25 protein-coding genes are annotated in these 25,031 nt (G+C 65.2%); 9 read left to right on the top strand and 16 right to left on the bottom strand.

All coding sequences use genetic code 11. From position 1 onward, the window contains the following. Nucleotides 1-42 precede the first annotated feature (42 nt). The 5 genes from ACXJ16_RS03020 to ACXJ16_RS03000 all read right to left on the bottom strand — a co-directional run bounded on the left by ACXJ16_RS03020 (nucleotide 43) and on the right by ACXJ16_RS03000 (nucleotide 4,967). Nucleotides 43-1,266, bottom strand: coding sequence for a type III PLP-dependent enzyme (locus ACXJ16_RS03020; RefSeq protein WP_185997113.1), 1,224 nt, complete (start codon nucleotides 1,264-1,266; stop codon nucleotides 43-45). A 450-nt stretch (nucleotides 1,267-1,716) separates the two neighbouring features. Beyond that, on the bottom strand, nucleotides 1,717-2,895 hold the full coding sequence (locus ACXJ16_RS03015; protein WP_463921219.1) for a carboxynorspermidine decarboxylase: 1,179 nt from the start codon (nucleotides 2,893-2,895) through the stop codon (nucleotides 1,717-1,719). 94 nt (nucleotides 2,896-2,989) lie between these two features. After that, nucleotides 2,990-3,340, bottom strand: a complete 351-nt coding sequence (locus tag ACXJ16_RS03010) for a DMT family protein (protein ID WP_054440842.1) — start codon at nucleotides 3,338-3,340, stop codon at nucleotides 2,990-2,992. A gap of 8 nt (nucleotides 3,341-3,348) precedes the next feature. Continuing rightward, a complete protein-coding gene (locus ACXJ16_RS03005) occupies nucleotides 3,349-3,756 on the bottom strand; it encodes a hypothetical protein (RefSeq protein WP_054440839.1) in 408 nt (135 codons plus the stop codon). Continuing rightward, complete coding sequence (locus ACXJ16_RS03000; protein WP_185997111.1) at nucleotides 3,756-4,967, bottom strand: saccharopine dehydrogenase family protein; 1,212 nt, start codon at nucleotides 4,965-4,967, stop codon at nucleotides 3,756-3,758. The genes ACXJ16_RS03005 and ACXJ16_RS03000 overlap by 1 nt, the downstream gene beginning before the upstream one ends. 280 nt (nucleotides 4,968-5,247) lie before the next feature. Between ACXJ16_RS03000 and ACXJ16_RS02995 the strand changes: the two genes are divergently transcribed. The 5 genes from ACXJ16_RS02995 (at nucleotide 5,248) to ACXJ16_RS02975 (ending at nucleotide 8,791) form a co-directional block, all read left to right on the top strand. Next, nucleotides 5,248-6,483, top strand: coding sequence for a BtaA family protein (locus tag ACXJ16_RS02995; protein ID WP_054440836.1), 1,236 nt, complete (start codon nucleotides 5,248-5,250; stop codon nucleotides 6,481-6,483). A 10-nt stretch (nucleotides 6,484-6,493) separates the two neighbouring features. Next, the gene (locus tag ACXJ16_RS02990) at nucleotides 6,494-7,138 is read left to right on the top strand and encodes a class I SAM-dependent methyltransferase (protein ID WP_463921217.1); all 645 of its coding nucleotides are present in this window, start codon (nucleotides 6,494-6,496) and stop codon (nucleotides 7,136-7,138) included. 16 nt (nucleotides 7,139-7,154) lie between these two features. Beyond that, the gene (locus ACXJ16_RS02985; RefSeq protein WP_463921215.1) at nucleotides 7,155-8,132 is read left to right on the top strand and encodes a threonine ammonia-lyase; all 978 of its coding nucleotides are present in this window, start codon (nucleotides 7,155-7,157) and stop codon (nucleotides 8,130-8,132) included. A 126-nt stretch (nucleotides 8,133-8,258) separates the two neighbouring features. Next, complete coding sequence (locus ACXJ16_RS02980; RefSeq protein WP_463921213.1) at nucleotides 8,259-8,489, top strand: hypothetical protein; 231 nt, start codon at nucleotides 8,259-8,261, stop codon at nucleotides 8,487-8,489. A 41-nt stretch (nucleotides 8,490-8,530) separates the two neighbouring features. After that, on the top strand, nucleotides 8,531-8,791 hold the full coding sequence (locus ACXJ16_RS02975; RefSeq protein ID WP_054440830.1) for a hypothetical protein: 261 nt from the start codon (nucleotides 8,531-8,533) through the stop codon (nucleotides 8,789-8,791). Between the two features lie 49 nt (nucleotides 8,792-8,840). Here the strand turns inward: ACXJ16_RS02975 and ACXJ16_RS02970 are convergent, their stop codons facing one another. From ACXJ16_RS02970 to ACXJ16_RS02960, 3 genes are read right to left on the bottom strand one after another with little or no spacing between them, the layout of a single operon-like run. After that, a complete protein-coding gene (locus ACXJ16_RS02970; protein ID WP_054440828.1) occupies nucleotides 8,841-10,100 on the bottom strand; it encodes a class I SAM-dependent RNA methyltransferase in 1,260 nt (419 codons plus the stop codon). After that, nucleotides 10,097-11,509, bottom strand: coding sequence for an NAD(P)H-hydrate epimerase (locus ACXJ16_RS02965; RefSeq protein ID WP_463921212.1), 1,413 nt, complete (start codon nucleotides 11,507-11,509; stop codon nucleotides 10,097-10,099). The genes ACXJ16_RS02970 and ACXJ16_RS02965 overlap by 4 nt, the downstream gene beginning before the upstream one ends. Next, nucleotides 11,481-11,858 carry a hypothetical protein gene (locus tag ACXJ16_RS02960; RefSeq protein WP_463921211.1) on the bottom strand — a complete coding sequence of 126 codons (378 nt, stop codon included), beginning with the start codon at nucleotides 11,856-11,858 and terminating at the stop codon, nucleotides 11,481-11,483. Before ACXJ16_RS02960 ends, ACXJ16_RS02965 begins: the two co-directional genes overlap by 29 nt. Before the next feature lie 125 nt (nucleotides 11,859-11,983). Here ACXJ16_RS02960 and ACXJ16_RS02955 point away from each other — a divergent pair, with 125 nt between their 5' ends. After that, nucleotides 11,984-12,259, top strand: a complete 276-nt coding sequence (locus tag ACXJ16_RS02955; protein WP_324695841.1) for a hypothetical protein — start codon at nucleotides 11,984-11,986, stop codon at nucleotides 12,257-12,259. Between the two features lie 168 nt (nucleotides 12,260-12,427). Here ACXJ16_RS02955 and ilvD read toward each other — a convergent pair whose 3' ends face one another. The 4 genes from ilvD to ACXJ16_RS02935 all read right to left on the bottom strand — a co-directional run bounded on the left by ilvD (nucleotide 12,428) and on the right by ACXJ16_RS02935 (nucleotide 17,827). Continuing rightward, on the bottom strand, nucleotides 12,428-14,284 hold the full coding sequence (gene ilvD / locus ACXJ16_RS02950) for a dihydroxy-acid dehydratase (protein WP_463921210.1): 1,857 nt from the start codon (nucleotides 14,282-14,284) through the stop codon (nucleotides 12,428-12,430). Between the two features lie 179 nt (nucleotides 14,285-14,463). Next, nucleotides 14,464-15,183 carry an N-formylglutamate amidohydrolase gene (locus ACXJ16_RS02945; RefSeq protein ID WP_324695844.1) on the bottom strand — a complete coding sequence of 240 codons (720 nt, stop codon included), beginning with the start codon at nucleotides 15,181-15,183 and terminating at the stop codon, nucleotides 14,464-14,466. 11 nt (nucleotides 15,184-15,194) lie between these two features. Beyond that, complete coding sequence (locus ACXJ16_RS02940) at nucleotides 15,195-16,007, bottom strand: 4-(cytidine 5'-diphospho)-2-C-methyl-D-erythritol kinase (RefSeq protein ID WP_324695846.1); 813 nt, start codon at nucleotides 16,005-16,007, stop codon at nucleotides 15,195-15,197. A 170-nt stretch (nucleotides 16,008-16,177) separates the two neighbouring features. Beyond that, nucleotides 16,178-17,827: an electron transfer flavoprotein-ubiquinone oxidoreductase gene (locus tag ACXJ16_RS02935; protein WP_324695848.1), complete on the bottom strand. Its 1,650-nt coding sequence runs from the start codon at nucleotides 17,825-17,827 to the stop codon at nucleotides 16,178-16,180. Between the two features lie 92 nt (nucleotides 17,828-17,919). On the opposite strand from ACXJ16_RS02935, the gene ACXJ16_RS02930 reads away from it, so the two are divergent. From ACXJ16_RS02930 to moaB, 3 genes are all read left to right on the top strand, one after another. Next, complete coding sequence (locus ACXJ16_RS02930; protein ID WP_324695850.1) at nucleotides 17,920-18,720, top strand: uracil-DNA glycosylase family protein; 801 nt, start codon at nucleotides 17,920-17,922, stop codon at nucleotides 18,718-18,720. Between the two features lie 143 nt (nucleotides 18,721-18,863). Continuing rightward, complete coding sequence (locus ACXJ16_RS02925; protein ID WP_132468965.1) at nucleotides 18,864-20,597, top strand: lytic transglycosylase domain-containing protein; 1,734 nt, start codon at nucleotides 18,864-18,866, stop codon at nucleotides 20,595-20,597. After that, a complete protein-coding gene (moaB, locus tag ACXJ16_RS02920; RefSeq protein ID WP_324695853.1) occupies nucleotides 20,587-21,114 on the top strand; it encodes a molybdenum cofactor biosynthesis protein B in 528 nt (175 codons plus the stop codon). The genes ACXJ16_RS02925 and moaB overlap by 11 nt, the downstream gene beginning before the upstream one ends. 72 nt (nucleotides 21,115-21,186) lie before the next feature. On the opposite strand, the gene ACXJ16_RS02915 is transcribed toward moaB, so the two are convergent. The 4 genes from ACXJ16_RS02915 to ACXJ16_RS02900 form a co-directional block, all read right to left on the bottom strand. Continuing rightward, the gene (locus tag ACXJ16_RS02915; protein ID WP_324695855.1) at nucleotides 21,187-22,029 is read right to left on the bottom strand and encodes an arylamine N-acetyltransferase family protein; all 843 of its coding nucleotides are present in this window, start codon (nucleotides 22,027-22,029) and stop codon (nucleotides 21,187-21,189) included. Nucleotides 22,030-22,199: 170 nt separating this feature from the next. Further along, on the bottom strand, nucleotides 22,200-23,849 hold the full coding sequence (locus tag ACXJ16_RS02910) for an alpha-D-glucose phosphate-specific phosphoglucomutase (RefSeq protein ID WP_463921208.1): 1,650 nt from the start codon (nucleotides 23,847-23,849) through the stop codon (nucleotides 22,200-22,202). 92 nt (nucleotides 23,850-23,941) lie between these two features. Then, complete coding sequence (locus ACXJ16_RS02905) at nucleotides 23,942-24,238, bottom strand: JAB domain-containing protein (protein ID WP_231636153.1); 297 nt, start codon at nucleotides 24,236-24,238, stop codon at nucleotides 23,942-23,944. Nucleotides 24,239-24,477: 239 nt separating this feature from the next. Next, a complete protein-coding gene (locus tag ACXJ16_RS02900) occupies nucleotides 24,478-24,981 on the bottom strand; it encodes a hypothetical protein (protein ID WP_463921207.1) in 504 nt (167 codons plus the stop codon). Nucleotides 24,982-25,031 lie beyond the last annotated feature (50 nt).

Genomic DNA, 25,031 nt, shown 5'->3' with positions numbered 1-25,031 from the left:
AACATGGTTCCGGCGGGCCTTTTTGCCAACTTTCCGCTCGGTTCAGCGCAGCGAAACCACGTTGTCCGACACGCGCGGGTCCTTGCGCTCGCCGGTGTAGAGGCTCGCCATCGGCTCGTCCGTGGCAACGAGCACCTCGCCGGTGCCGAAGCCGTTGAACGCCGTGCGCATGGCCGCGCCGTAGGCGCCGAGCATGCCCACTTCGATCCAGTCACCCGCCTTGATATCGGCCGGGAGCATGAACGGGCCTTCCATGAAGTCGGCATCGTCGCAGGTCGGACCGTAGAACGCGAATTCCTGGAGGTCCTCCGAACGCTCGCCGCCAACGGCGGTCTCGCGCGAGATGCACTTCACGGGGAAGCGCCAGGCAACGTGCGCCGCATCGTAGAGCGCGCCATAGGCACCCTCGTTGATGTAGAGTTCGTCACCGCGACGCTTCTCGACCTTGACGATCATCGAGCTGTACTCGGCCGAAAGCGCACGGCCGGGTTCGCACCACAGTTCCGCGTTGTAGGCGATCGGCAGGGCTTCGAAGTGACGGTGGATCACCTGGAAATAGTCTTCCAGCGGCGGCGGCTCCATGCCCGGATAGACCGAGGGGAACCCGCCACCGACGTCGATCATGTCGATGACGACACCGGCGTCGGCGATTGCCGCACGCGCACGCTCCAGCGCCTGGACATAGGCGAAGGGCGTCATCGCTTGCGAACCGACGTGGAAGCATACGCCCAGCCAGTCGGCAACCTGACGGGTGGCCTGAAGCAGTTCGCCGGCATCAGCCAGATCGATGCCGAACTTCGAGGCCAGGCTCAGTTCCGAATATTCGGAAGAGACGCGCAGGCGCACGCAAAGACGCAGGTCGGCGGCGCGATTGCCGTCGGCGTCAGTGGTCGCTTCGAGGATCTTCTCGACTTCCTCGATCGTGTCGAGGCTGAAGGTCCGCACGCCATGTTCGAAATAGGCTTCGCGGATGGCGCTGGCGGTCTTGACCGGGTGCATGAAGCACAGGGTCGCGTCCGGCAGGGCCGCGCGGGTCATGCGAACTTCGCCGATCGATGCGACGTCGTAATGCGTGATGCCGTTCGCCCAGAGAATCTTGATGAGATCGGGGGACGGGTTGGCCTTCACCGCATAGAGCGACTTGCCCGGAAACTTCGTGGCGAAGAAACGGGCCGCGCGCGCAGCAGCGTGCGGGCGGTTCAGGATAACGGGTTCGTCGGGCGCGAGAGCGCGCGCTACAGCCGGTGCGTCAAGAAATTCGAGCAACTCAAGGGACCCCCAAACGGAATTGTTAACAACAAGAGCTGCCTTGCGGTTTGGAAGTCCCCATGGGGCAGCGAGGGGCGGGATATAGGGCTCCCAAGCTGAATCGCAAGTGAAAAAAGTCCCCTTTCACGGAAACGTCACATAAGGGGATAGCGCGAAGATCCATGCCGCCTCTCCGTTTCATTTTATTGTCTTTTTACAGACATTTACCTGAAAATCACCACCCCGGACTTCCGTCGCGAACGGAATGCCCGAAAGGCGCGTTTCACGGTTACAATGCAAACGGCACGGGTTCGGTTCTCTCGAGTCGATCTATCGGAGCCCGAACGGGGCAATCGCGGGACGGATCGAGCCGTTTTTCATGGATTCGGCAGAGCGGGAACAAAGGAAAGGAGCGGCCCCCCAAGGCGGGACCGCTCCTTTCACAATGACGAGTTGGCCTGCCTGCGCTCAGCTCAGACGGCCGCGGAAATCCTCGTAATCGAAGCGGCGGGTGCATTCGAGCAGGTCTGTTTCGGAATCCCACAGCCAGATCGAGGGCAGCGGCACCCCGTTGAAAGTGGTGGTCTTGACCATCGAGTAATGCGCCTGGTCGAGGAAAGCGAAGCGCACGCCCGGTTCCGCCTCGACCGGCAGGACATAGTCTCCGATCACATCCCCCGCGAGGCACGACGGCCCGCCAAGACGCACCGGCTCGCCTTCGCTCTCCGCCCGCTCACCCAGCATGGCCGGGCGATAGGGCGCTTCGATCACGTCGGGCATGTGGCAGGTGGCGGAAACGTCCACCACCGCCACCGGCATGCCGTTATGGCCGATGTCGAGCACGGTTCCCACGAGAATGCCGGCATCGAGCGCGACGGCTTCGCCGGGCTCGATATAGACCTCGGCGCCGGTATCTTCCTGAAGATCGATCAGGAATTCCACCAGTTCGTCGCGCTGATAGTCGGACCGGGTGATGTGGTGGCCACCCCCGAGGTTGATCCACTTGAACTGGCCGAAGAACGGTTCGAGGTAATCGAACGCCTTGTCCCAGGTGCGGCGCAGCGGCTCGAAATCCTGCTCGCACAAGGTGTGCATATGGATGCCGTCGATCATCTCGACATGCTCTTCGGTGAGCTGGTTGATCGGGAAGCCAAGGCGCGAGTGCGGCGCGCAAGGGTCGTAGCGCGGAACCTCGCCTTCGGCATGCATCGGATTGACGCGCAGGCCGATATCGAAATCCTCGCCCCGCGCGCGGGCGTTCTCGATCTGCGCCCAGAAACGCTCGATCTGCATCGGCGAATTGAAGATCACATGATCCGACAGGCGCAGGATCTCGTCGAGATCCTCCTCCTTGTAGGCCGCGCAATAGGTCGCGATCTCGCCGTCGTAGAATTCCGAGGCAAGCCGCGCTTCCCACAGGCCCGAAGTGCATACGCCGTCGAGGTATTCGCCGACGATCGGCGCGGTGGACCACATCGAGAAGGCCTTGAGCGCGGAGAGCACCTTGGCGCCCGAACGCTCGCCGATGTCGGCCAGCACGCGCAGGTTCTCGCGCAGCCTGGCGGCATCCACCACGAAACTGGGACTGTCGACTCGCGACAGATCGAAGTGAGCGAAGGCTCCCGGATCGCCGGCGCGGGTTTCCATGTTCAGTTCAATCCTTTTCGGTGGGCTCGCACATCATCGGCCGAGCCAAATTTCCAACCAGATGGCCTTCGCGGCCGCCAGCTTCAAGGATGCCTCAGGCAAACGGACCCTTGAAGATGAACCATGCCCCTGCGCCAACCAGAGCGAAACCGACGATCTCGTTGAGTCCCGGCTTCTGCCCGAACAGCAGCCATGCCACCAGCACGAAGGCCGTGAGCGACATCGCCTCCTGAAGCACCTTGAGCTGCCCCAGAGAGTAGACTTGGCTGCCGATCCGGTTGGCCGGCACGGCAAGGCAATATTCGAAGAATGCGATGCCCCAGCTCATGGCAATCGCCAGCCACAGCGCCTTGCCGGGCATCTTGAGATGCAGGTACCACGCCGTGTTCATGAACAGATTGGATCCCGCGAGCATGGCCACGGGGGCAACGAAGGTCCAGTTCACGAACCCGCTCAGTCGATGCAGATCGCATTGACGGCCTTGCCGCCCTTGATCTCCGCATGGCAGCCGAACAGCCGATCGTCAGCCTGGCAGGTGCCGCTGGCCGAGGCATCGGCAGAAGCGGCGCCGGCACTGCCGATGCACTTGCCCTGGCACTGCGAGGAATCGGTGCACTGCTTCCCGGCATCGGCAAAGGCGTGGACACACTGTTCCATGCCCAGCCGTCCCCGGCGCTGCACGCTGCCGCCCGAACCTTCGCAGGCCGTGCGGTCGGCAGCGCTCATGTCACGGGAATAGCCCGGCCCGGCCTCGCCGTTTCCGGCAGGTTGAGCGGGCTGCTGCGGACCGCCCTGCGGCACGCAACCGGCCAGCGCGAGAGCGCCGGCCGCAGCGACGAGAACGGTCCGCAGCATCGTCATCAGAAGGCCAGAGGTCCGTCGAGTTCCTCGACCGTCCAGGGCAGGCCATGCTGGTTGAGCATGTCCATGTAGGGGTCGGGATCGAACTGCTCCATGTTGAACACGCCCGCACCGCTCCACTTGCCGGTCACCAGCATGGCGGCGCCGATCATCGCCGGAACGCCGGTGGTGTAGCTGACGGCCTGGTTGCCGGTTTCGGCATAGGCATCTTCGTGGTCGCAGATGTTCTTGATGTAGAACGTCTTCTCGCCCGAACCGTCAAGCGCTTCGCCGGTCGCGATATCGCCGATGTTGGTCTTGCCCTTGGTGGTCGAACCGAGCGAGCTGGGCTCGGGCAGCACGGCCTTGAGGAACTGGAGCGGAATGATTTCCACGCCGTTGTAGATCACCGGGTCGATCCGGGTCATGCCGACGTTCTGCAGCACGGTGAGGTGCTTGATGTACTCGTCGCCGAAGGTCATCCAGAAGCGCGCGCGCTCCATCTCGGGGATGAACTTCGCAAGGCTTTCGAGTTCCTCGTGGTACATCATGTACATGTTCTTCGGGCCGACGGCCTCGAAGTCGAAGCTCTGCTTCACGCCCATCGCCGGGGTTTCGACGAACTGGCCGTTTTCCCAGTGGCGGGCCGGCGCGGTTACTTCGCGGATGTTGATTTCCGGGTTGAAGTTGGTCGCGAAGGCCTGGCCATGATCGCCGCCGTTGCAGTCGAGAATGTCGAGCGTGCGGATGGTCTTGAGCTTGTGCTTCTTCAGCCACATGGCGAAGACCGAGGTGACGCCCGGATCGAAGCCCGAGCCGAGCAGCGCGGTCAGGCCCGCTTCCTTGAAGCGCTCCTGATAGGCCCACTGCCAGTGATACTCGAACTTGGCCACGTCCTTGGGCTCGTAGTTCGCTGTGTCCATGTAGTTCACGCCGGTTGCCAGGCACGCGTCCATGATCGCGAGATCCTGGTAGGGAAGCGCGAGATTGACGACGAGCTTCGGCCCGATCGAGCGGATCAGCTCGCTGGTTGCCGCCACGTCATCGGCGTCGATCGCATAAGTGCTGATCGAGACGCCGGTGCGCTCCTTCACCGATTCGGCAATCGCCTCGCACTTGGAAACCGTGCGGCTGGCGAGGTGGATGTCCGAGAAGATGTCGGGATTCATCGCCATCTTGTGGACCGCGACCGAACCGACGCCGCCTGCGCCGATCACCAGAACCTTGCTCACCAATTTGTCTCCTTAACGCGATGCTCGCGAACAGCCGCATATAGAGGCCCTGTGTGACAACTCAACTCTTCGAGTTTCGTTGATTCGTTTGTCCGACCTGTCAGTTGGGCAAGACGGCCATCCGGCCGTTTTGTGCGGCACCGGCCCACGCCCGTCCCGGATGTGAAGAGCGCACCCAACGAAAACTGTCACAATCCGCCATCGTCCCGTCATCGCGCGGTCACCCGGCGGGGGCAATGCGGCGAGCGAACACCTTTCCCTCGCGGCCAAGGAATTTCCGATGCCTCCTGCCCAGCACCCTCACGCGAGGCCTGCGTCCGACCTCATCGGCAAGGCCGTCGTCCGTCCCGAATCGAACCGTGCCGCCCGCCTGCTCGACAAGGCTTTCGCGCTCGCGTTCAAGGGCCTCGTCTACGCGCAGATCTGGGAAGATCCGGTTGCCGATATGGAAGCGCTGCAGATCGGGCCGGAGAGCCGGATCATCACCATCTCCAGCGGCAGCTGCAACGCGCTGTCCTACCTGACCGCCGATCCCGCCGCGATCACCAGCGTCGATCTCAACACCGCGCATATCGCTCTTGGCCGCCTCAAGATCGCCGCGATCCGCAAGCTGACCGACTATGCGGACTTGCGCCGCTTCATTGCCGAGGCCGATCATCCCGGCAATGTCGCGACATATCGGGACCGCCTTGCCCCGCACCTCGACGAAGCCACCCGCCGGTACTGGGAAGGCCGCGATCTGGTGGGCCGTCGCCGCATCCGCGGCTTTGCGCGCGGTATCTACAAGCAGGGCCTGCTCGGCCACTTCATCGGCGCGGCACATGTCCTCGCCAAGCTCTACAAGATCGACCCCAGCGAAATCCTCGGCGCCGAAACGCTGGAGGAACAGCGCCGCGTGTTCGACGAACGGCTGGCGCCGATCTTCGAGCGCAAGCTGGTTCGCTGGCTGACCGACCAGCCCGCCTCGCTTTTCGGCCTCGGCATTCCGCCTGCCCAGTACGACGCGCTGGCAGGCGGCAACCGCATGGCCGATGTGCTGCGCGCACGGCTGGAGAAGCTGGCCTGCCACTTCCCCCTCAACGACAACTACTTCGCCTGGCAGGCTTTCGGGCGCGGCTACGGACGCGAGCCCAAGGCCCCGCTGCCGCCCTATCTTCAGGAAGCCAATGTTCCCTTGGTGCGCGAGCGGCTTGGCCGCCTCACCTTGCGCCATGCGAACTTCACGCAGGTTCTGAAAGAAAGCGCCGAAGCCTCGCTCGACCGCTACATCCTGCTCGATGCGCAGGACTGGATGAGCGACGCGCAGCTCACCGAACTCTGGAGCGAGATCACCCGCACCGCGCGCGCCGGTTCGCGCGTGCTTTTCCGCACTGCCGCCGAGCCCACCCTGCTGCCGGGCCGCGTGCCGGAAGAAATCCTTTCCCGCTGGGACTACCGCGAAGAGGAATCCCGAGCGGCCACGCGGGGGGATCGCTCCTCCATCTATGGCGGCGTCCACCTCTACGTCCTGCGCTGAGGCATCCGCGATGACGGGAAGCGCCACCTCGCAGGACCATGCCGCGCTGATGGACAAGGTCTATCGGGGCCAGCGCCACATCTATGACCTCACCCGGAAATACTACCTGTTCGGCCGGGACCGGCTGATCCGCGAACTGGGCGCGGAACCCGGCATGAGCGTGCTCGAAGCAGGCTGCGGCACCGGCCGCAATCTGGAACGGGTCGCCCGTGCCTGGCCCGGCGCTGCCTGCCACGGCTTCGACATTTCCGGCGAGATGCTGAAATCCGCCCGCGCGCGGCTGGGCCCCGACGTGCAACTGGCGCTCGGCGACGCCACACGATTCGAGCCGCGTGACCTGTTCGGCCGCACCGGCTTCGACCGGATCATCCTGTCCTACACGCTCTCGATGATCCCCGGATGGGAGGCCGCGCTGCGACAGGCGGCACATGCGCTGACACCCGGCGGCGTGCTCCATGCCGTCGACTTCGGCGACCTTTCCGGCCTGCCCGCCCCTCTGCGCGGAGCCCTGCTCGCGTGGCTGACGAAGTTCCACGTCAGCCCCCGGCTGGACCTGCCGATGGTCGCCGCGCGGATCGCCGGAGAACTGGGCCTGCGGGTAGAGGTGAAGCGCGGGGCCCTGGGCTATTACCAGATGGTGCGCCTCATCCGCTGACGCTATGGCCGGGCGCATGACTCAGGCCCTTCTTCACCGTCCGACCGGCCAAGGCGTTGCCATGGCTGCCCGCAAGATCTCGGAAATCCTGCCAAGAACGCCGCTTCTGCCGCTCGACGTCGATGGCCGCACGATCTGGTGCAAGGCCGAAAGCCTGCAGCCCGTCGGCGCGTTCAAGATTCGCGGCGCCTGGCACCGTCTGACCGCCCTGACCGAAGAGGAACGCGCGCGCGGCGTCGTCGGCGTTTCCAGCGGCAATCACGCGCAGGGGGTCGCCTGGGCCGCACGCAGGCTGGGCATCGAAGCCACCATCGTCATGCCGGTCGACGCGCCGGAAGTGAAACTTGCCAACACCCGCGCTCTGGGTGCCGAGGTCGTGCTCTACGACCGGCCCGGCGGCGAGGACCGTGACGAAGTGGCGGCGCGCCTGTGCGCCGCCCGGGGCGCGACGCTCGTCCACGCCTATGGCGACCCGTGGATCATCGAAGGCCAGGGCAGCACCGGGATCGAGATCGCCGCGCAAATGGCCGAACTTGGTCTCGCGGCTCCGGATCAGGTAGTGGCACCCTGCGGCGGCGGCGGCCTGACCGCCGGGCTCGCACTCGCCCTGCCGGATGCGGCGGTGATCCCCGTCGAGCCCGAAGGTTGGGACGACGTGTGCCGCAGCCTCGAAACCGGAACGATCTGCCGCGTCGGCGCCGATGCCCCGCCCACGCCCTGCGATGCACTGCAGACGCCCGGAACCTGGCCGATCAACTTCGAGATCCTTCGGGCGCGCTGCCCATTCGGCCTCGTCGTTACCCCCGCCGAAATCCGCGCGGCGCAGCGCCTCGCCTTCGCGAAGCTGCGCCTCGTTATCGAACCCGGCGGCGCGGCGGCGCTGGCGGCGGTTCTGGCCGGCAGAACTCCTTCGGCGGAGCGTACTGCCATCGTGCTCTCGGGCGGCAATACCGACGCCCAGGCCTTCGCCAGCGTGCTTTCCGGAGCCGACTGACCCGAAAACCGGCAGGGCCGATCGGCGCATTTTGAAACACTTGCACCGGAAAGCAAATTCTGGACGAACGACGCAACCTGAACTAATCTTGCGCGAACAGGGCAAGACACATTCGGGAGAAAAAGCGTGAGCACCCGCAGTGAACCATTTTCCGCCATTTCGATGCGCTGGGCCTTCATTGCGCTCGAAGCCGTTCTGGTCGTGGTCACCCTCGCGGCGCTTACCAACAACCTGCTCGATGCGGACTGGGGCCTGAGCTGGTCGACCTTCTTCGTGGGGATGATCGGAAGCTGCTGGGCGCTGGTGATCTACCAGCTGGTGTCCGCGCATGTATGCGGGCGCAGTACGGATTCCTGACGCCCCTTCGCGTCGGCCCCCGGTTCTGCTAGGGCGAGGCCATGGATTTCGACGACCAGCTTCGCCGCTACTTCGGCACCGACGACCTTTCGACGATCGCTCCCAGCACGCTGGAAACCGGGATTGACCGGATGCGCGTCGATCTTGGCATGGAAAAGGACCGCAGCCGCCGTTTCGCGCTGTGGTCGCTGCTCTATCTGTTCAATGCCTCGCCCGACCTCGACGTCGCCTTCGACAACGAGGAAGACCGCAACGCCGCGCGGGACTTCATGGACATGATGGCCAAGGCCCAGGGAGAGTAAAGAAGGTGGCGAGGCAGGGAGCCCCCTGCCCCGCCACCATGCGGACGGGCTATCTTTCGAAATAGCTCGCCAGTTCGACGTGGGTGGACCAGCGGAACTGGCCGACCGGACGCAGTTCGACCAGCCGGAACCCCGCCTCCACCAGCCGCGCGGCATCGCGGGACCAGCTCGACGGGTTGCACGAGATATAGACCACCCGGTTCACCGTGGAATCGGCGATGCAATCCACCTGCTCGCGCGCACCGGCGCGGGGCGGATCGAGCAGGACGGCGTCGAACTTGCTCAGTTCATCGGGCTGGAGCGGATTGCGGAACAAGTCGCGGTGAGCGGAGAACACCGGCAATTGCGCCCGGTCCGCCGCGGTCTTGCAGGCGAGATGGGCATCGCGTGCAGCCTCTGCGGCCAGCACCTTGGTCTGCGGCCCGGCCAGCGCCAGCGCAAAGGTGCCCAGCCCCGAAAACAGGTCCGCGACCGTCGCAGCGCCCTCGAGCCAGCCGCGCGCGGCTTCGACCAGGGCCTGTTCGCCGTCGAGCGTGGCCTGAAGGAACGATCCCGGCGGGAACGGGACCTTGACGGGGCCGAGGCTCACCGTCACCGGTTCCGGCTCCCACACCGTCTCGAAGCCGTAGCCGCCGTCCATGGTGAGACGGGCGAGACCGTACTGGCGCGAGAAATCGAGCATCGATTCGGTCGCCGAGAGCCCTTCGGCGGTGAGCCCCTTGACGCCGAGATCGACGCCCTGGTCCGTCAGCGTCATCTCGATATCGGCGGCCATGCGCGCCTGCTGGTGCTTCGCGGGCTTGCCGGGCCTACCGCCCTTCTTGGCGGGCGCCGCCTTGCCCATCATGATGAGCAGCTTGCGAAGCGGGCCGAGGATCGCGAACAGTTCCGGCGCCATGACCGGACATTCTTCCAGCTCCACCAGTCGGTGCGACTTGGCCTCGCGGAAGCCGATGACCACGCGCCCGCCCGAGCTTTCCGCCCGCAACGACACGCGGCGGCGCGCGCCCGGCGGGGACAGGTAGGGCGGCGAGATCGCTTCCGCTCCCAGTTCCTGCGAGGCAGAGGCATTGGCCACGCGCGATCCCACGAAGTGTTCGAGGCTTTCCTCGTCGAGCTGTTGAAGCTGGCAGCCGCCGCAACGGCCGAAATGCTGGCAGGCGGGCTGCACATGATGCGGCCCCCATTCGAGCGTGCCGTCCTCGTGCAGGAGGTCGCCCGGTGCAGCGCCCCAGGCGAAGCGGCCGGATTCGGTAACGCCATCGCCCTTGGAGGCGATGCGCAGGATTTCTTCTGTTCCAGTAGTCACAGGCAGGCCGCTAGCGCAGCCGGGACCATTTGTCCAAGCTGACCGGCAGTAAAGGCAGGCGAAGCGCGCCGCGCCGCCTCTCCATGAAGCCACACGCCCTCGCAGGCGGCCGCGAAAGCTTCGGTTCCGGCAGCAAGGCGGCTGGCGATGCACCCGGCCAGCACGTCACCCGTTCCCGCAGTCGAAAGCCAGGAACTGGCACGGGGGGCGCAGGCGATCCGGCCGTCCGGCGCGGCGATCACGGTGTCAGGGCCCTTGGCCACCACGACCATCCCCCCTGCCCTCGCCAGCGCCAGCGCGCGGCCGGGCTTGCTTTCGCTTCCCTCGCAGCCGAACGCCCGTTCAAGAGCCAGCAGTTCGCCTTCGTGCGGCGTCGCCACTATGGCGGCCTTGCGCTCGGCAAGCAGGCGCGGCGTCAGCACGACCAGCGCATCGGCATCGATCACCGCAGGAACCGGATCGGCCAGGGCAATGGCGAGCCGCTCCCGTGCCAGACTGTCACGCCCCAGCCCCGGCCCTACCAGAACGGCGGTATTGCGGTCATCCACGAGCACATCGACCAGCTTGCCCTGATCGACCACGAGGTCCGCAGGGACGTTACGCTTGCTATCCGCGAAGAGTTTGACGTAGCCCGCCCCGGCGCCCTGCGCGGCAAGGCTGGCCAGCACCGCTGCGCCGGGCATCGCTCCGCCGACAACCGCAAGAAGCCCGCGCCGGTACTTGTGCGCGTCGGCCGCCGGAGCCGCGAGGCGAGGCTTGGCCACGGCCGATGCAGCCCCTTCCACCGGCGCGACGCCGATCGGCACCAGACGCAGCGCGCCCATGGCGGCAGCGGAAGGCATCAGGAAATGCGCGTATTTCCAGGCGCCCAGCGCGATCGTGAGGTCATAGTCCGGAAGCGACGGATTCAGCGCCATGCCGGTATCGGATTGCACGCCGCTCGGCAGGTCCACGGCCACCCGGTGATGATGTGCATTCGCTAGCCGCGTGAGCAGCGCCAGGTCGCCTGCCGAAAGCGGACGGGTCAGCCCGCTGCCATAGAGGCAATCGACGAAGACATCGCCCTCGGCAGGTGTCTCCGGCCCAGACACCGCGCCCTGATAAAGCTTTCGCGCATGGACCGCCGCCGCGCTCTTCGGATCGGCGCCGGCAACGACAGTGACATGGCCGCCACGCTCGCGGATGGCCTCGGCCAGAACGTAACCGTCACCGCCATTGTTGCCCGGACCGCAGAGCACAGTGACCTTGCGCCCCGCGCAGATCCGCCAGATCCATTCCGCCGCGCCCCGCCCCGCGATCTGCATCAGCGCATCGACCGACGACCCTGCTGCGATCAGTGCCTCTTCCGCCTGCCGCATCTGCGCAACGGTGAGAATCTGGTCAGCGTGCAGGCTCTGGATTTGCGGCATGGGGCTTCCTCGTCACCGGGAACAGGTAGCGGTCCGCCCCGACGCTGACGTCGAGCCGTTCACCTTCCAGCCTTGTTACCGCCACTTGCGCCCCATCGGCAACCGCAAGGCCGCTGCCGTCCGTCATGACGGTGAAACGCCGGAAGGCGCCGTCGGGGTGGTGGACCACGAGAACGAGCGTTCCCCCTTCTTCCGACCGCTCGACCGCGCAAACCGGTTTCAGTTCCGCCGATCCGCCCACGGCGCAGGAGACAGGCTCGCCGCCTTCGGCGACATTCGGCGCCTCGTGCCGCGACGAGCAGGCGGCAAGAGCGAGGATGAAGACGAAACCGGGAAGCGAGCGTGCCATGCCGCCGGCTAAAAGGACTTTCCCGCCGACATCAAGCCTCTGCACGGCGCAGCCCGAGAATGGGACACTTAACGCGGCCCGCGCGTGATGTTACGCTGGAGCATAATCTACCGAGGGAGAGCACTATGCCGCTGATCGAACGCGCAGCAAGGGCGCTGGCGAAGGCTGAACACGGAACGGATGACTGGAATGGCCTTACCGCGAAAGATCGCGAGCAGTTCAAGGCGACCGCGCGGGAAGTGGTAAAGGCGCTGCGGGTTCCCACGCCGGGCATGTGCCTTGCCGGCGAACATCTGCTCAAGAAGGATCGTGGCCTTACCGTCAACGTCGCCGACGTTCACGATGCATGGCAGAACATGGTTGACGAGGCTGTCCGCCTCTACCCTGTCAGCGACGGTTAACCGGCGCAGTTCCCCAGCCTCAGTTCCCCCGCCTTTCATCGCGAGCAATCCGGAGCGGCGCATGACCGGCTCCGGATCGCGTTGCCATGCTTGCAGTGACGACAGGGAGCGGACCGTCCGAGGATGCGGCCGAAAGCGCCACGCACCCTCGGCCGGCTTCCTCGAACCTTACTTCCGCTTGAGCTGGGTCACGTCGCGCACGGCACCACGGGCAGCGCTGGTCGTCATCGCGGCATAGGCCTGGAGCGCGGCCGAGACCTTGCGAGGACGCGGATGGACCGGCGACCATGCGTCGGCTCCGCGCGCTTCCTGCTGGGCCCGGCGATGGGCCAGAACCTCGTCCGAGACCGCGAGGTGAATGGTGCGACCGGGGATATCGATCTCGATGGTGTCGCCGTTCTCGACGAGACCGATGGCGCCGCCTTCCGCCGCTTCCGGCGAGGCATGTCCGATCGAGAGACCGGAAGTACCGCCCGAGAAACGACCGTCGGTCAGCAGCGCGCAGGCTTTGCCGAGGCCCTTCGACTTCAGGTAGCTGGTCGGGTAGAGCATTTCCTGCATGCCCGGCCCCCCGCGCGGTCCTTCGTAGCGGATCACCACGACATCGCCCGCAGCCACCTGGCCGCCGAGAATCCCCGCAACGGCGGCATCCTGCGATTCGTAGACGCGCGCAGTGCCGGTGAACTTGAGGATGCTGTCATCCACGCCCGCCGTCTTCACGATGCAGCCGTCAGCAGCGATATTGCCGTAGAGCACCGCAAGGCCGCCGTCCTGGCTGAAGGCACGTTCCTTCGAACGGATGACGCCGTGCTCACGGTCGAGGTCGAGGTCGTCCCAGCGGCGGCTCTGGCTGAACGCGGTCTGGGTCGGCACGCCGCCCGGCGCGGCCTTGAAGAACTCCTGCACCGAAGGCGAATTGGTGCGCGAGATATCCCAGTGGTTGAGCGCGTCGCCAAGCGACTTGCTGTGCACCGTCGGCAGGTCAGAGTTGAGCAGGCCGGCGCGGTCGAGCTGGCCGAGGATCGCCATGATGCCGCCGGCGCGGTGGACGTCTTCCATGTGGACGTCGTTCTTGGCCGGCGCGACCTTGGAAAGGCACGGCACCTTGCGGCTGAGACGGTCGATGTCCTCCATCGTGAAGTCCACGCCCGCTTCCACGGCAGCCGCCAGCAGGTGAAGCACGGTATTGGTCGATCCGCCCATGGCGATATCGAGGCTCATGGCGTTTTCGAAAGCGCCGAAGCTGGCGATGTTGCGCGGCAGCGCGGATTCGTCTTCCTGCTCGTAATAGCGGCGGCACAGGTCCACGACGAGACGGCCTGCTTCGAGGAACAGTCGCTGACGGTCGGAGTGGGTCGCCAGCGTCGAGCCGTTACCCGGCAGCGACAGGCCCAGCGCTTCGGTCAGGCAGTTCATCGAGTTTGCAGTGAACATGCCCGAGCACGAACCGCACGTGGGGCAGGCCGAACGCTCGATCGCCTTCACTTCCTCGTCGGTGTAGCTCTCGTCGGCGGCGGCGACCATGGCATCGACCAGATCGAGCGCCTGCTCCTTGCCGCGCAGCACGACCTTGCCCGCTTCCATCGGCCCGCCCGAAACGAACACGACCGGGATGTTGATGCGCAGCGCGGCCATCAGCATCCCCGGCGTGATCTTGTCACAGTTGGAGATGCAGACCATGGCGTCGGCGCAGTGGGCATTGACCATGTATTCCACGCTGTCGGCGATCAGGTCGCGGCTGGGCAGCGAATAGAGCATGCCGTCATGGCCCATCGCGATGCCGTCATCGACCGCGATGGTGTTGAATTCCTTGGCGACGCCGCCCGCAGCCTCGATCTCGCGGGCAACCATCTGGCCCAGGTCCTTCAGGTGGACGTGGCCGGGCACGAACTGCGTGAACGAGTTCACCACCGCGATGATCGGCTTGCCGAAGTCCGCATCCTTCATGCCCGTCGCGCGCCAGAGGCCACGCGCGCCCGCCATATTGCGGCCATGGGTGGAAGTGCGGGAACGATAGGCGGGCATTGTGCGAACTCCGGGATACAGGGGCGCGACTATACGCCCTTTGCGCCGGCCCCTACACTGCGAACTGCGCCGCAGCAATGGGGAGTGAGACATTTTCTTTCGCAAATGCCATAACGATTGTTTTATTGGTTCAAGGGCCAAGCAGGTTTTCGAATTTCACCCTGCCCGATGCCGCCCCCTCACAGCCGTTCGACCACGCCTGCGCAAAGCCGCGTCATCCGCTCGGCCCAGAGCGCCTGCCCGGCCTCGTCCGCAATCTGGTCCTGCCGGATCTCGATGCTGAGGTAGGGCCGCCCATGCGCCTCGGCATGGCGGTTCATGGAGGCGTTCAGTATCCGTCCCGAGTAAGGCTCCTGATCGCCCACCGTCAGGCCGTCCGCCTCCAGCAGCGCAATGGCGATGCGCGCCGCGCGGTCATCCTGGTTGTAGAGGATGCCGATCTCCCAGGGCCGCGGCTTGTCGCACGTTGCCAGGCCCGGCGTGAAGCTGTGAAGCGAAACGATCAGTGCAGGCTCGGCAGATTCCAGCATTTCTTCGAGAGCGGTGTGATAAGGGGCAAAGTATTCCGCCACGCGTGCGGCGCGGCCATCGTCACCGATCATGTTGCCGGGGATCGCGTAGCCGTCCGAAACGACCGGGAACATGCCGGGCATCCCGATATCGCGGTTCAGATCGCAGACGAGGCGGCTGATCCCGGCAAGCCATGCCGAAGTGCCCGCCTCCGTCATCCTCTCCGCCACGGCGGCGACGCCGATGTCGATGGCGATGTGCTGGTTCATCAGATCCGCGGGAATGCCGAGGTCGATTCCGTCTGGCACATGGTTCGAGGCATGGTCGGCGATGACGACGATGCCGCCTTCCACGGGTTTGCCAAGCAACTTGTAGAGTTCGGTTTTCATCGCAGGGGCTTTCAACGCAATTTCCCGGATAGTTGCCACCAGTCGGGGTGTTCCGCCGCGATGCTTGCGGCAGCATCGCTTAAGGCTTCCTGACTCTCATAGAGCGCAAAACACGTTGCGCCGGAGCCTGACATGCGCGCGAGGAACGGCCCGGTATCGCGCAAGGCCGCCAAGACATCGGCGATAACCGGGCAGATGGCGATGGCCGGTCCTTCCAGGTCGTTGCGCCCGCCCTGGGCGATCTCGCGCAGGGTTCCGCCCGGCATCGGGCCGCGGTCTACGCCGTCCCACGCCTTGAACACCGGCCCGGTAGGCACCGGCGCGCGGGGATTGACCAGCAGCACCGGGCATCCGGCAAGGTCGTTTTCGGAGACTTCGGCAAGATCGGTGCCGGTGCCGGTGCCGATGCAGGGCCGCGAAAGCACGCAGGCGGGCACGTCGGCGCCCAGCCTTGCGGCGCGCTCATGCCAGTCGTCCGGGAGGCCATGAGCGCGTTCGATCATGCGGAATATGGCGCCTGCATCGGCGGAGCCCCCGCCCAGCCCTGCCGCCACGGGCAGGCGCTTTTCGAGGTCGACCGACCATCCCTTGCCATGCGGCAGCGCTGTCAGGGCCTTGGCGACGATGTTGCCGAGCGGGTCGTCGATCTTCCCTGCAAACTCGCCGTGCGTGGCAAGGCGATCCACCTCGGCGGGCGCCGCCGCCAGTTCGTCTCCCGCATCGACGAAGGCGAACAGGGTTTCCAGCTCGTGATAGCCATCCTCGCGTCGCCTGCGGACATGGAGGGCGAGGTTGATCTTGGCATAGGCAGTTTCGGTCAGCATCGCTCCGTCCATGGCGCGAGGCGAGCCCAGAGGCAAGGCGAGCGTTGGCCTTCCCACCCCTCGTTGCAAACCGGGGAACCGTCACCCTGAACCCGTTTCAGGGTGACGGGAGAAATCGGCGGCAATCAGATTCCGAACCGGGAAAGGGCGCTGCCCTTCCCTCATTCCGATTACATATTCGGATAGTTCGGGCCGCCGCCGCCTTCAGGGGTGACCCATTCGATGTTCTGGGTCGGATCCTTGATGTCGCAGGTCTTGCAGTGGACGCAGTTCTGCGCGTTGATCTGGAGCTTCATGCCCGAACCGTCCGGATCGACGAATTCGTAGACGCCCGCCGGGCAATAGCGCGCCTCTGGCCCCGCATAGAGCGGCAGGTTGATGCGCGTGGGGACCGTCGGATCGGTCAGCTTCAGGTGGACCGGCTGGTCTTCCTCGTGATTGGTGAACGAGTAGGACACGCTGGTCAGGCGGTCGAAACTGATGACACCGTCCGGCTTGGGATAGGCGACCGGCTTGTAGAGGTCGGCGCGCTGGAGTGTCGAGGCATCGGTGTGATGCTTCATCGGCCTGGCCAGCCCGAAGCCGAACAGCGTGCGCAGCCACATGTCCGCGCCCGCCAGCACCGTGCCGATCTCGCCGCCCCACTTGGCGACCAGCGGCTCCGCGTTCTGGACGAGCTTGAGTTCCTTGGCGATCCAGCTCTCGCGCACGGCGGTGTCGTATTCGCCCAGCGTGTCCTGCTCGCGGCCTGCCTTGATGGCCGCAGCAATCGCCTCGGCAGCCAGCATGCCGCTTTTCATGGCGGTATGCGTGCCCTTGATGCGCGGCACGTTGACGAAGCCGGCCGAACAGCCTGCCAGCACGCCGCCCGGGAAGGCCAGCATCGGCACCGACTGCCAGCCACCCTCGTTGATCGCACGCGCACCGTAGGCGACGCGCTTGCCGCCTTCGAGAATCGCACGGATTTCCGGGTGCTGCTTCCAGCGCTGGAATTCCTCGAACGGGTAGACGTAGGGATTCTTGTAATCCAGCGCGGTAACGAAGCCCAATGCCACCTGGTTGTTCGCCTGGTGGTAGAGGAAGCCGCCGCCCCAGCTATCGGTCTCGCTCATCGGCCAGCCCTGGGTGTGGATCACGCGGCCGGGGACGTGCTTGTCCGCCGGGATATCCCAGAGTTCCTTGATGCCGATGCCATAGATCTGCGGCTGGCAATCGGCCTCCAGATTGTACTTCGCCTTGAGCCGCTTGGTCAGGTGGCCGCGCGCGCCTTCGCAGAACACGGTGTACTTGCCCAGCAGGTTCATGCCCGGCTGGAAATCACTCTTGGGTTTGCCTTCGCGGTCCACGCCCATGTCGCCGGTCTGCACGCCGATGACGGCGCCATTGTCGTCATGGAGAATCTCGGCGGCGGGGAATCCGGGGAAGATCTCGATCTCCAGCGCCTCGGCCTGCTCGGCCAGCCAGCGGCAGAGGTTGCCCAGCGAGCCGGTGTAGTTGCCATCGTTCGACATGAACGGCGGCATCACCAGATGCGGAAGAGAGAACTTCTTCTTTTTCGTGAGGTGCCAGTGCCAGTTGTCGGTCACGGGCGTTTCCGCCAGCGGGCAGCCGTCTTCGCGCCAGGTCGGCAGCAGTTCGTCAAGCGCCTTGGGATCGATCGTCGCGCCCGAAAGGATGTGCGCGCCGATCTCCGAGCCCTTTTCGAGCACGCAGACCGAAAGCTCAGGATCGACCTGCTTCAGCCGGATCGCCGTCGCCAGTCCTGCGGGCCCACCGCCCACGATGACGACGTCATACGGCATCTCTTCGCGTTCAATCATTGCGTCCACGCAGCAAGCCCCTAGTTTAGTCGCTCGATTAATTTTCGCGAATTGCCTTGATTGGTGGATGGCAAGAGGTCAAGACCCACGCGATGGATCAGGCCCCAAATCGGCAATTTCTGGACGATATCACAGGTGCGCTGAACTGGTGGCGCGAAGCCGGGGTCGAATTCGACTTTCTGGACGAGCCCCGCCAGTGGATCGTGCCCGAGGACGAACAGGACGAAAACGGAGACCGGCTGCCCCCGCGTCGCCGCCTCCCGGTGGACGTCGACGCGCCGCCGCCCCGGCCCGCCCGGATCGACCCGGCATTGCTCCCGGCCGACCTTCCCGCCTTCCGCGATTGGTGGATGAGCGAATCGCTACTGGACGATGGCGGCCCGGCCGGCCGCGTGATGCCGGGCGGCGTGGCAGGCGCGAAACTGATGGTCGTGGTGGAAACGCCCGAACAGCAGGACCGAGACGAACTGCTCACCGGCCAGCAGGGCAAGTTGCTCGACGCGATGCTCGCGGCCTTCGGCACCCGGCGCGCGGATATCTATCTCGCCAGCGCGCTGCCCCGCCACGATGCGCTGCCGGACTGGCGCGCGGCGGAATCGCGCGGCGTGGGCGAAGCACTCGCCCGGCACGTTAACCTTGTCGCACCGCAGCGACTCATTGTGCTTGGCGGAAACGTCCTGTCGCTTCTTGGCCACGAATCACCGCAACGCGCTGCCGTTTTAAGACAATTTCATCATGAAGGACTTACGACACCTCTCCTGGGCGGGTGGGGCCTCGCCGCGCTGCTGCAACAGCCGCGCGCAAAAGCGAGCTTCTGGAACGCCTGGCTTGAGTGGACGAAGTCTGAAATTGCACAGATGAAAGATGCCGGGCCGGAGGGTTCACAGTCCTGAAAGGACGGTTCCCTGCGGATGAACAGGCCAAAGAACGCCGGATGGGTCGCACGATGCGGGGAATTGATTTGAAACGATTTGGCGCTGGAGGTTTGGGCAGCGGGGCTTGGCGCGCAGGCGCGGCCCTGATTGCCGTGGCCGGGATGACCGCAGCCGCGGCGCCAGCCTTCGCCAATAGCGCCGCTGTCGAGTATTTCCGCACGCGGGCGGACAATACCGCCGTTCCCTCGCTGCTCAGCCAGGACGATCGGACCTATTACAAGCAGGTCTTCGACGCGATCGACGCGAAGGACTGGACCACCGTGCAGCGAATGCTGACGGACCGTCCCGACGGCCCGCTGCACCAGCAGGCCCGCGCCGAATACTACCTCGCCTCCGGCTCCCCGAAGATCGAGCTTCCGGCACTGCAATCCTGGCTGGCGCAGGGCACCGAGCTTCCCGGCGCCGACCAGATCAGCCGCCTTGCGCTGAAGCGCGGCGCCCTCAGCGTTCCCTCGCTTCCTGCAGAGCAGCAGTTCGCCCGCCTGCCCACCATGGCCAAGCGCGTGCGCCCCGCCTCCATAGACGACGGCACGATGCCGGCGATGATCGCCTCGGGCATTAACGACCGTATCAAGGCCGACGATCCCACCGGCGCGCGCGTCCTGCTTGACGGCATCGACGCCGGCCTCAGCCCCTCGGCTCAGGCCGAATGGCGCGAAAAGGTGGCCTGGAGCTTCTATATCGAAAACCAGGATGCGCAGGCCTACCAGCTTGCCCAGCTTGCCGCGATGGGCACTGGCCCCTGGGTGGGCGAGGCATGGTGGACGGCCGGGCTCGCGGCCTGGCGCCTGGGTGATTGCGACGGCGCTGCCGACGCCTTCTCCCGCGCGGCCCGCTCATCCGAGAACGCGGAACTGACCAGCGCCGCACATTACTGGAACAGCCGATCGCTCGTGCGGTGCCGCAAGCCGGAGCAGGCCGCCGCGTCGCTGCGCCTTGCCGCCGCGCGCGACGAAACGCTTTATGGCATGCTCGCCGCCGAACAGCTCGGCCTGAAGATGCCGGAACAGCATGCCGCCGCCGATTTCACGCCGACCGACTGGCAGGCGCTGCGCACCAATTCCAACATCCGCACCGCGGTGGAGCTGGCGGAAATCGGCAAGGACAGCCTGGCCGACGAAGTGCTGCGCCATCAGGCCCGCATCGGCTCGGCAGACCAGTACGCCTCGATCAGCCGCCTCGCCCGCGATCTCGGCCTGCCCTCCACCCAGCTCTGGATGGCCTACAATGCGCCTTACGGCGGCAAACCGGAACCGGCCAGCCGCTTCCCCACGCCCAAGTGGACCCCGGTGGGCGGCTGGAAGGTCGACCCGGCGCTGGTCTACGCCCATGCGCTTCAGGAATCGATCTTCCAGGCCAGCGTCGTCAGCCCGGCCGGTGCGCGCGGCCTCATGCAGATCATGCCCGCCGCCGCCCGCGACCATGCGGCCTCACTCGGCGTAACCGGCAATGCCAGCGACCTCAACAAGCCCGAAGTGAACCTCGCTTTCGGCCAGCGCCACCTCCAGATGCTGCGCGACGCACCCGGAACCCAGGGCCTGCTGCCCAAGGTCATGGCCGCCTATAACGCCGGCATTCTCCCGATCAGCCGCTGGAACACCGAAGTGAAGGACCAGGGCGACCCGCTGCTGTGGATTGAATCGCTGCCCTACTGGGAAACGCGCGGCTATGTGAACATAGTGCTGCGCAACTACTGGATGTACGAGCGGCAGGCCGGCGGCCAGTCCGAAAGCCGCATGGCGCTCGCACAGGACATGTGGCCGACCTTCCCGGGGCTTTCCGGCTCGCAGGCCGTCCGCATGGCACCGAATGGAGCTATCCTGCGTGGCAATTGATCCTGAGCGTACCTTCAAGCCGATCAACATCGCCCTTCTGACAGTCTCCGATACGCGTGTCCCCGAGAACGACACCTCGGGCGACATTCTCGCCCAGCGCATCCGTGATGCGGGCCACACCCTGGCAGCGCGCGCCATCGAGAAGGACGACGCGGACCTGATCGCCGCACGGTTCAATGCCTGGATCGACGATCCGAACGTTGACGCCATCGTTTCCACCGGCGGCACCGGCCTCACCGGCCGCGACGTTACCCCGGAGGCCATCGACCGCGTGAAGGAACGCGACATTCCCGGCTTCGGCGAACTCTTCCGCTGGCTCTCCTACCAGACGATCGGCACCTCCACCGTCCAGTCCCGCGCCGCCGCCGCCGTTTCGCGAGGGACTTACATCTTCGCCCTGCCCGGCTCCAACGGCGCGGTGAAAGACGGCTGGGACGGCATCCTCGCCGAACAGCTGGACAGCCGGAACCGCCCCTGCAACTTCGTGGAACTGATGCCAAGGCTCAGGGAAGTCTGAGAAGTCAGGCGGTGCGGACGAATTCGGCGTAGCCACGGATTTTGGCTACGGCCCCGAGGGAGCTGGGCTCCCTTAGGAAAACGGCGGCAGTCTCTCCGCATCCTCATCGGACAGCGCAATACGAAACAGGTCACGCAGGTTCTGCGCATAATCGCGCGCGTCCTCGATGGCGCGGGTTTCGCTCACCCCCTGGGAATGGATCGTGAGTTGCCGGTCGCTGAGAGCCGCGAAACCGCCATCCAGCACCACGCTTGCGACGCAAAGCGTGGTGAACCGCGTGCCGGGCCGCGTCGAAGTCCAGTGATTGGCCATTTCGAGATCGTCTCCGGCCACTTGCGCAAGATCGAAGACATATTGCGGCTGCCAATCGCCGTGCGGTGCGCTGCGCCCATCGGTCGCACCGGCCGGACCGGCTCTTTCGAGCCGCCACTCACCGCCGAGTGATCCGCGCTCCCCGCTGCGCAGCAGGCGGTGCCAGGCCCCGTCCGGGGTCTGGACCTGCGCCCCGTCTTCCAGCGGAAGGGGCGGAACATAGCTGCCGCCGAACCCGGCATCGGCAATCCACGCATCGCCGCCGAGGTTGACCAGCAAAAGCGTATGGGTTCGCGGCGGAACGACGCCTTCCGGCAGCCCCAGCAGCACCCGCGCCAGAAGCGGCCGGTTCGCCAGCCCCAGTGCGGAAAGAACGTCCGAAAACAGCCTGTTCTGCTCGAAGCAATATCCCCCGCGCCCCTGCACCACAAGCTTCTCGAACACGCTGGCGCTGTCGATCCGAACACCCTCGCCGAGCGGGATCGCGAGATTCTCGAAACCGATTGCACGCCGATGCGCCAGCTGAAGCTGCGCGAGCCCGTCCGGATCGAGCGTTGGGGCAGCCGGAAGGCCGATGCGGGCGAAGTAGTTTTCGAGGTCCATATCGCCTGCTCTGCCTTGCCTTCCCGCAGTGGGCAAGGCTGTGGATAAACATGCTGACAAGCCGGGCAGAAACAAGGGAACGATCGGGATAAGTCGGCGCCCTCCGCAAAAACGCAAAAGCCCTGGGAGACGGCGCTCGCAAGGCCTTGCAACCGCGGCGGCGCGGCGTTTCAGGTTATGACGTCGGGCGCGATCCGTCCCGTGTGCCGCGTGATCCCGGCGATCTCCTGCGCGGCAGCAATCTGGTGTTCCAGCATAGCACCGGTTTCCTGATCGATATGACCGGTCGCCGGTTCATAGCGTTCGAGATAGACCCGCAAGGTGGCGCCCTGCGTGCCGGTGCCGGAAAGACGGAACACCACGCGGCTGCCATCCTCGAACAGGACGCGGATGCCCTGGTTTTCGCTCACCGATTGATCGACCGGATCGGAGTAGGAAAAATTGTCGGCCCCGGCGACGATGAGCGGCCCGAACTGCTGGCCTGCCAGGCTGGTCAGTCGCTGCTTCAGCTCCGTCATCAATCCGGCTGCGCGGTCGCTTTCGATCGCCTCATAGTCATGACGTGCGTAGTAGTTACGGCCAAAGCGCGCCCAATGCGTGCGCGCAAGCTGATCCACGCCGATATCACGCACGGCAAGGATGTTGAGCCAGAGCAGCACCGCCCACAGGCCGTCCTTCTCGCGCACATGATCGGACCCCGTACCGGCGCTTTCCTCGCCGCAGATCGTCGCCATTCCCGCATCGAGGAGGTTGCCGAAGAACTTCCACCCGGTCGGCGTTTCGAAACAGGGGACCCCCAGCGCTTCCGCCACCCGGTCGGCCGCGGCGCTGGTCGGCATGGAACGGGCAATTCCGGTCAACCGCCCGCGATAGGCCGGAGAGATCTCGATATTGGCCGCCAGCATCGCCAGCGAATCCGACGGCGTGATGAACCGCCCCCTGCCGATGATGAGATTGCGGTCGCCATCACCGTCCGACGCGGCTCCGAGATCCGGCGCGTCCGGCCCCATCATCACATCGTAGAGGTCCTTGGCATGGATCAGGTTCGGATCGGGGTGGTGCCCGCCGAAATCCTCCAGCGGCGTGCCGTTGATCACGGTGCCGGGCGCGAAGCCCAGGCGATTTTCCAGTATCTCCATCGCATAGGGCCCGGTCACGGCGCTCATCGCGTCGAAGCGCATGGTGAAACCGCTGCCGACCGCCTTGCGAATCGCATCGAAGTCGAACAGCTCCTCCATGAGATCGGCATAGTCGGAAACCGGATCGATGACCTCGACCGTCATGCCGCCGATCGTGGTTTCGCCGAGCGTGTCGAGATCGACATCGGCAGCCTCCACCGTGAGCCAGAGCGCGATTTCACGCGTGCGCGCCAGCATCGCGTTTGTGACGCCCTCAGGCGCCGGGCCGCCGTTGGCAATGTTGTACTTGATGCCGAAGTCTTCCTCAGGGCCGCCGGGATTGTGGCTGGCGGAAAGGATCAGGCCTCCACTCGCACCGTATTTGCGGATGACGTGACTTGCCGCAGGCGTCGAGAGTATGCCCCCCTGGCCCACCAGGACCCGGCCATAGCCGTTTGCCGCGGCCATCCGGATCGCCTGCTGGATCACCGTGCGGTTATGAAAACGCCCGTCACCGCCGATCACCAGCGCGGCACCGGGCTGCGGCTTCACCACATCGAACACGGACTGGATGAAGTTCTCGGCATAGTTCGGCTGCTGGAACACGCGAACCTTCTTGCGCAGGCCGGACGTTCCCGGCGCCTGTCCTTCGAAAGGCGTGGTCGGTACGGTGACGATATCGGTCAAAACCCCAATCTCCATGCAGGACCTGCAGGCGCAGGCGCGGTCGTCGGTATAGATAGCTTGGACGACACTCTGGTTGCATGGCCGGCAAAGTCAAATGCCGATCGTATCTAGATCAAACCATTGTCGCTCATGCTGAAAATACCGCCCCGCGCGACGACGAAATGGTCATCGAGACTGAACTCCAGCGCGGCCATGACCTGCCGGAACGTTCGGGTGGACTGGATATCATCGACACTGGGCGTCGGATCGCCGGAGGGGTGGTTATGCGCCAGCACCAGCCGCCGTGCATCAAGGTCGAAGGCGCGACGCACCGTGCGCCGCAGCGGCAGTTCGCAGCTCGACTGACGGGTGCCGATCTGGAACTCCTCGGCGATGAACAGGCCCTGCGCGGTGAAAAACAGCATCATCACGCATTCCTCCCGGCGGCCGAGCAGCCGCCGCGCAAGGTACTGCCTGAAAGGGCTGCTGCCGATATCGGTTACCTCGCCCAGCAAGGTTTCGCGTGCGGCGACGTCCGCCAGGTTGCGGGCGGCGACAATGGCGGCAGCGATCGCCTCCCTGGCGATCTCACCCTCATCGAGTTCCTCGGCGAGCGCCTGTGCCGACGCGGTATAGACCGTGTAAAGCGAGCCGAAGCGCTGGATCAGGCGGCGCGCAACCTCTTCGCTCCGCTGGCCGATGAAGGGACGTAGGATTTGCGCCAGGACGGATAGTTGCCCAGTTTCTTCTGCCGCCGCATATGAAAACCCAGCGCCATCGCCAGAAGCTGGACGTAGGACGGCATGATCGCCATGACCTGATAGGCCGTCGTGTGGATTTCGACGATCCCCAGCCGATAGAAATGGCTCGAAAAAGCGATAATCTGTGCCCCACCTATCCATAACGGGTAGAACCTGTTTGCCTTGAGCGCGACAGCGCCGATAGCCAGAAGGCTGAACGTGTCGATCGCCAGATGGACGAGATCGACCCCCTGATAGAGCAGGAGGTCAGGCCCCCGCACAAGATGATAGATCCGGTCTACCACGATCATGCCAAGGATGATGCTGGCCAGGATACGTTCGGGCGCCGCACCGCGGCGCATGGCCACGAGGAAAAGGGCGAGATACGCGCCGTACTGCACGTAGGCCCGCGCGCTCCAGATCAGCATGCAAGCCCCCCATGGCCATGCCGCCTGAAACGCGCGGAGCCCGCGATCGG

Source organism: Novosphingobium sp. TK71 (assembly GCF_055361505.1).
Note: the sequence above shows the minus strand (reverse complement) of the source record. Positions and strands in the feature narration are given on the sequence as shown.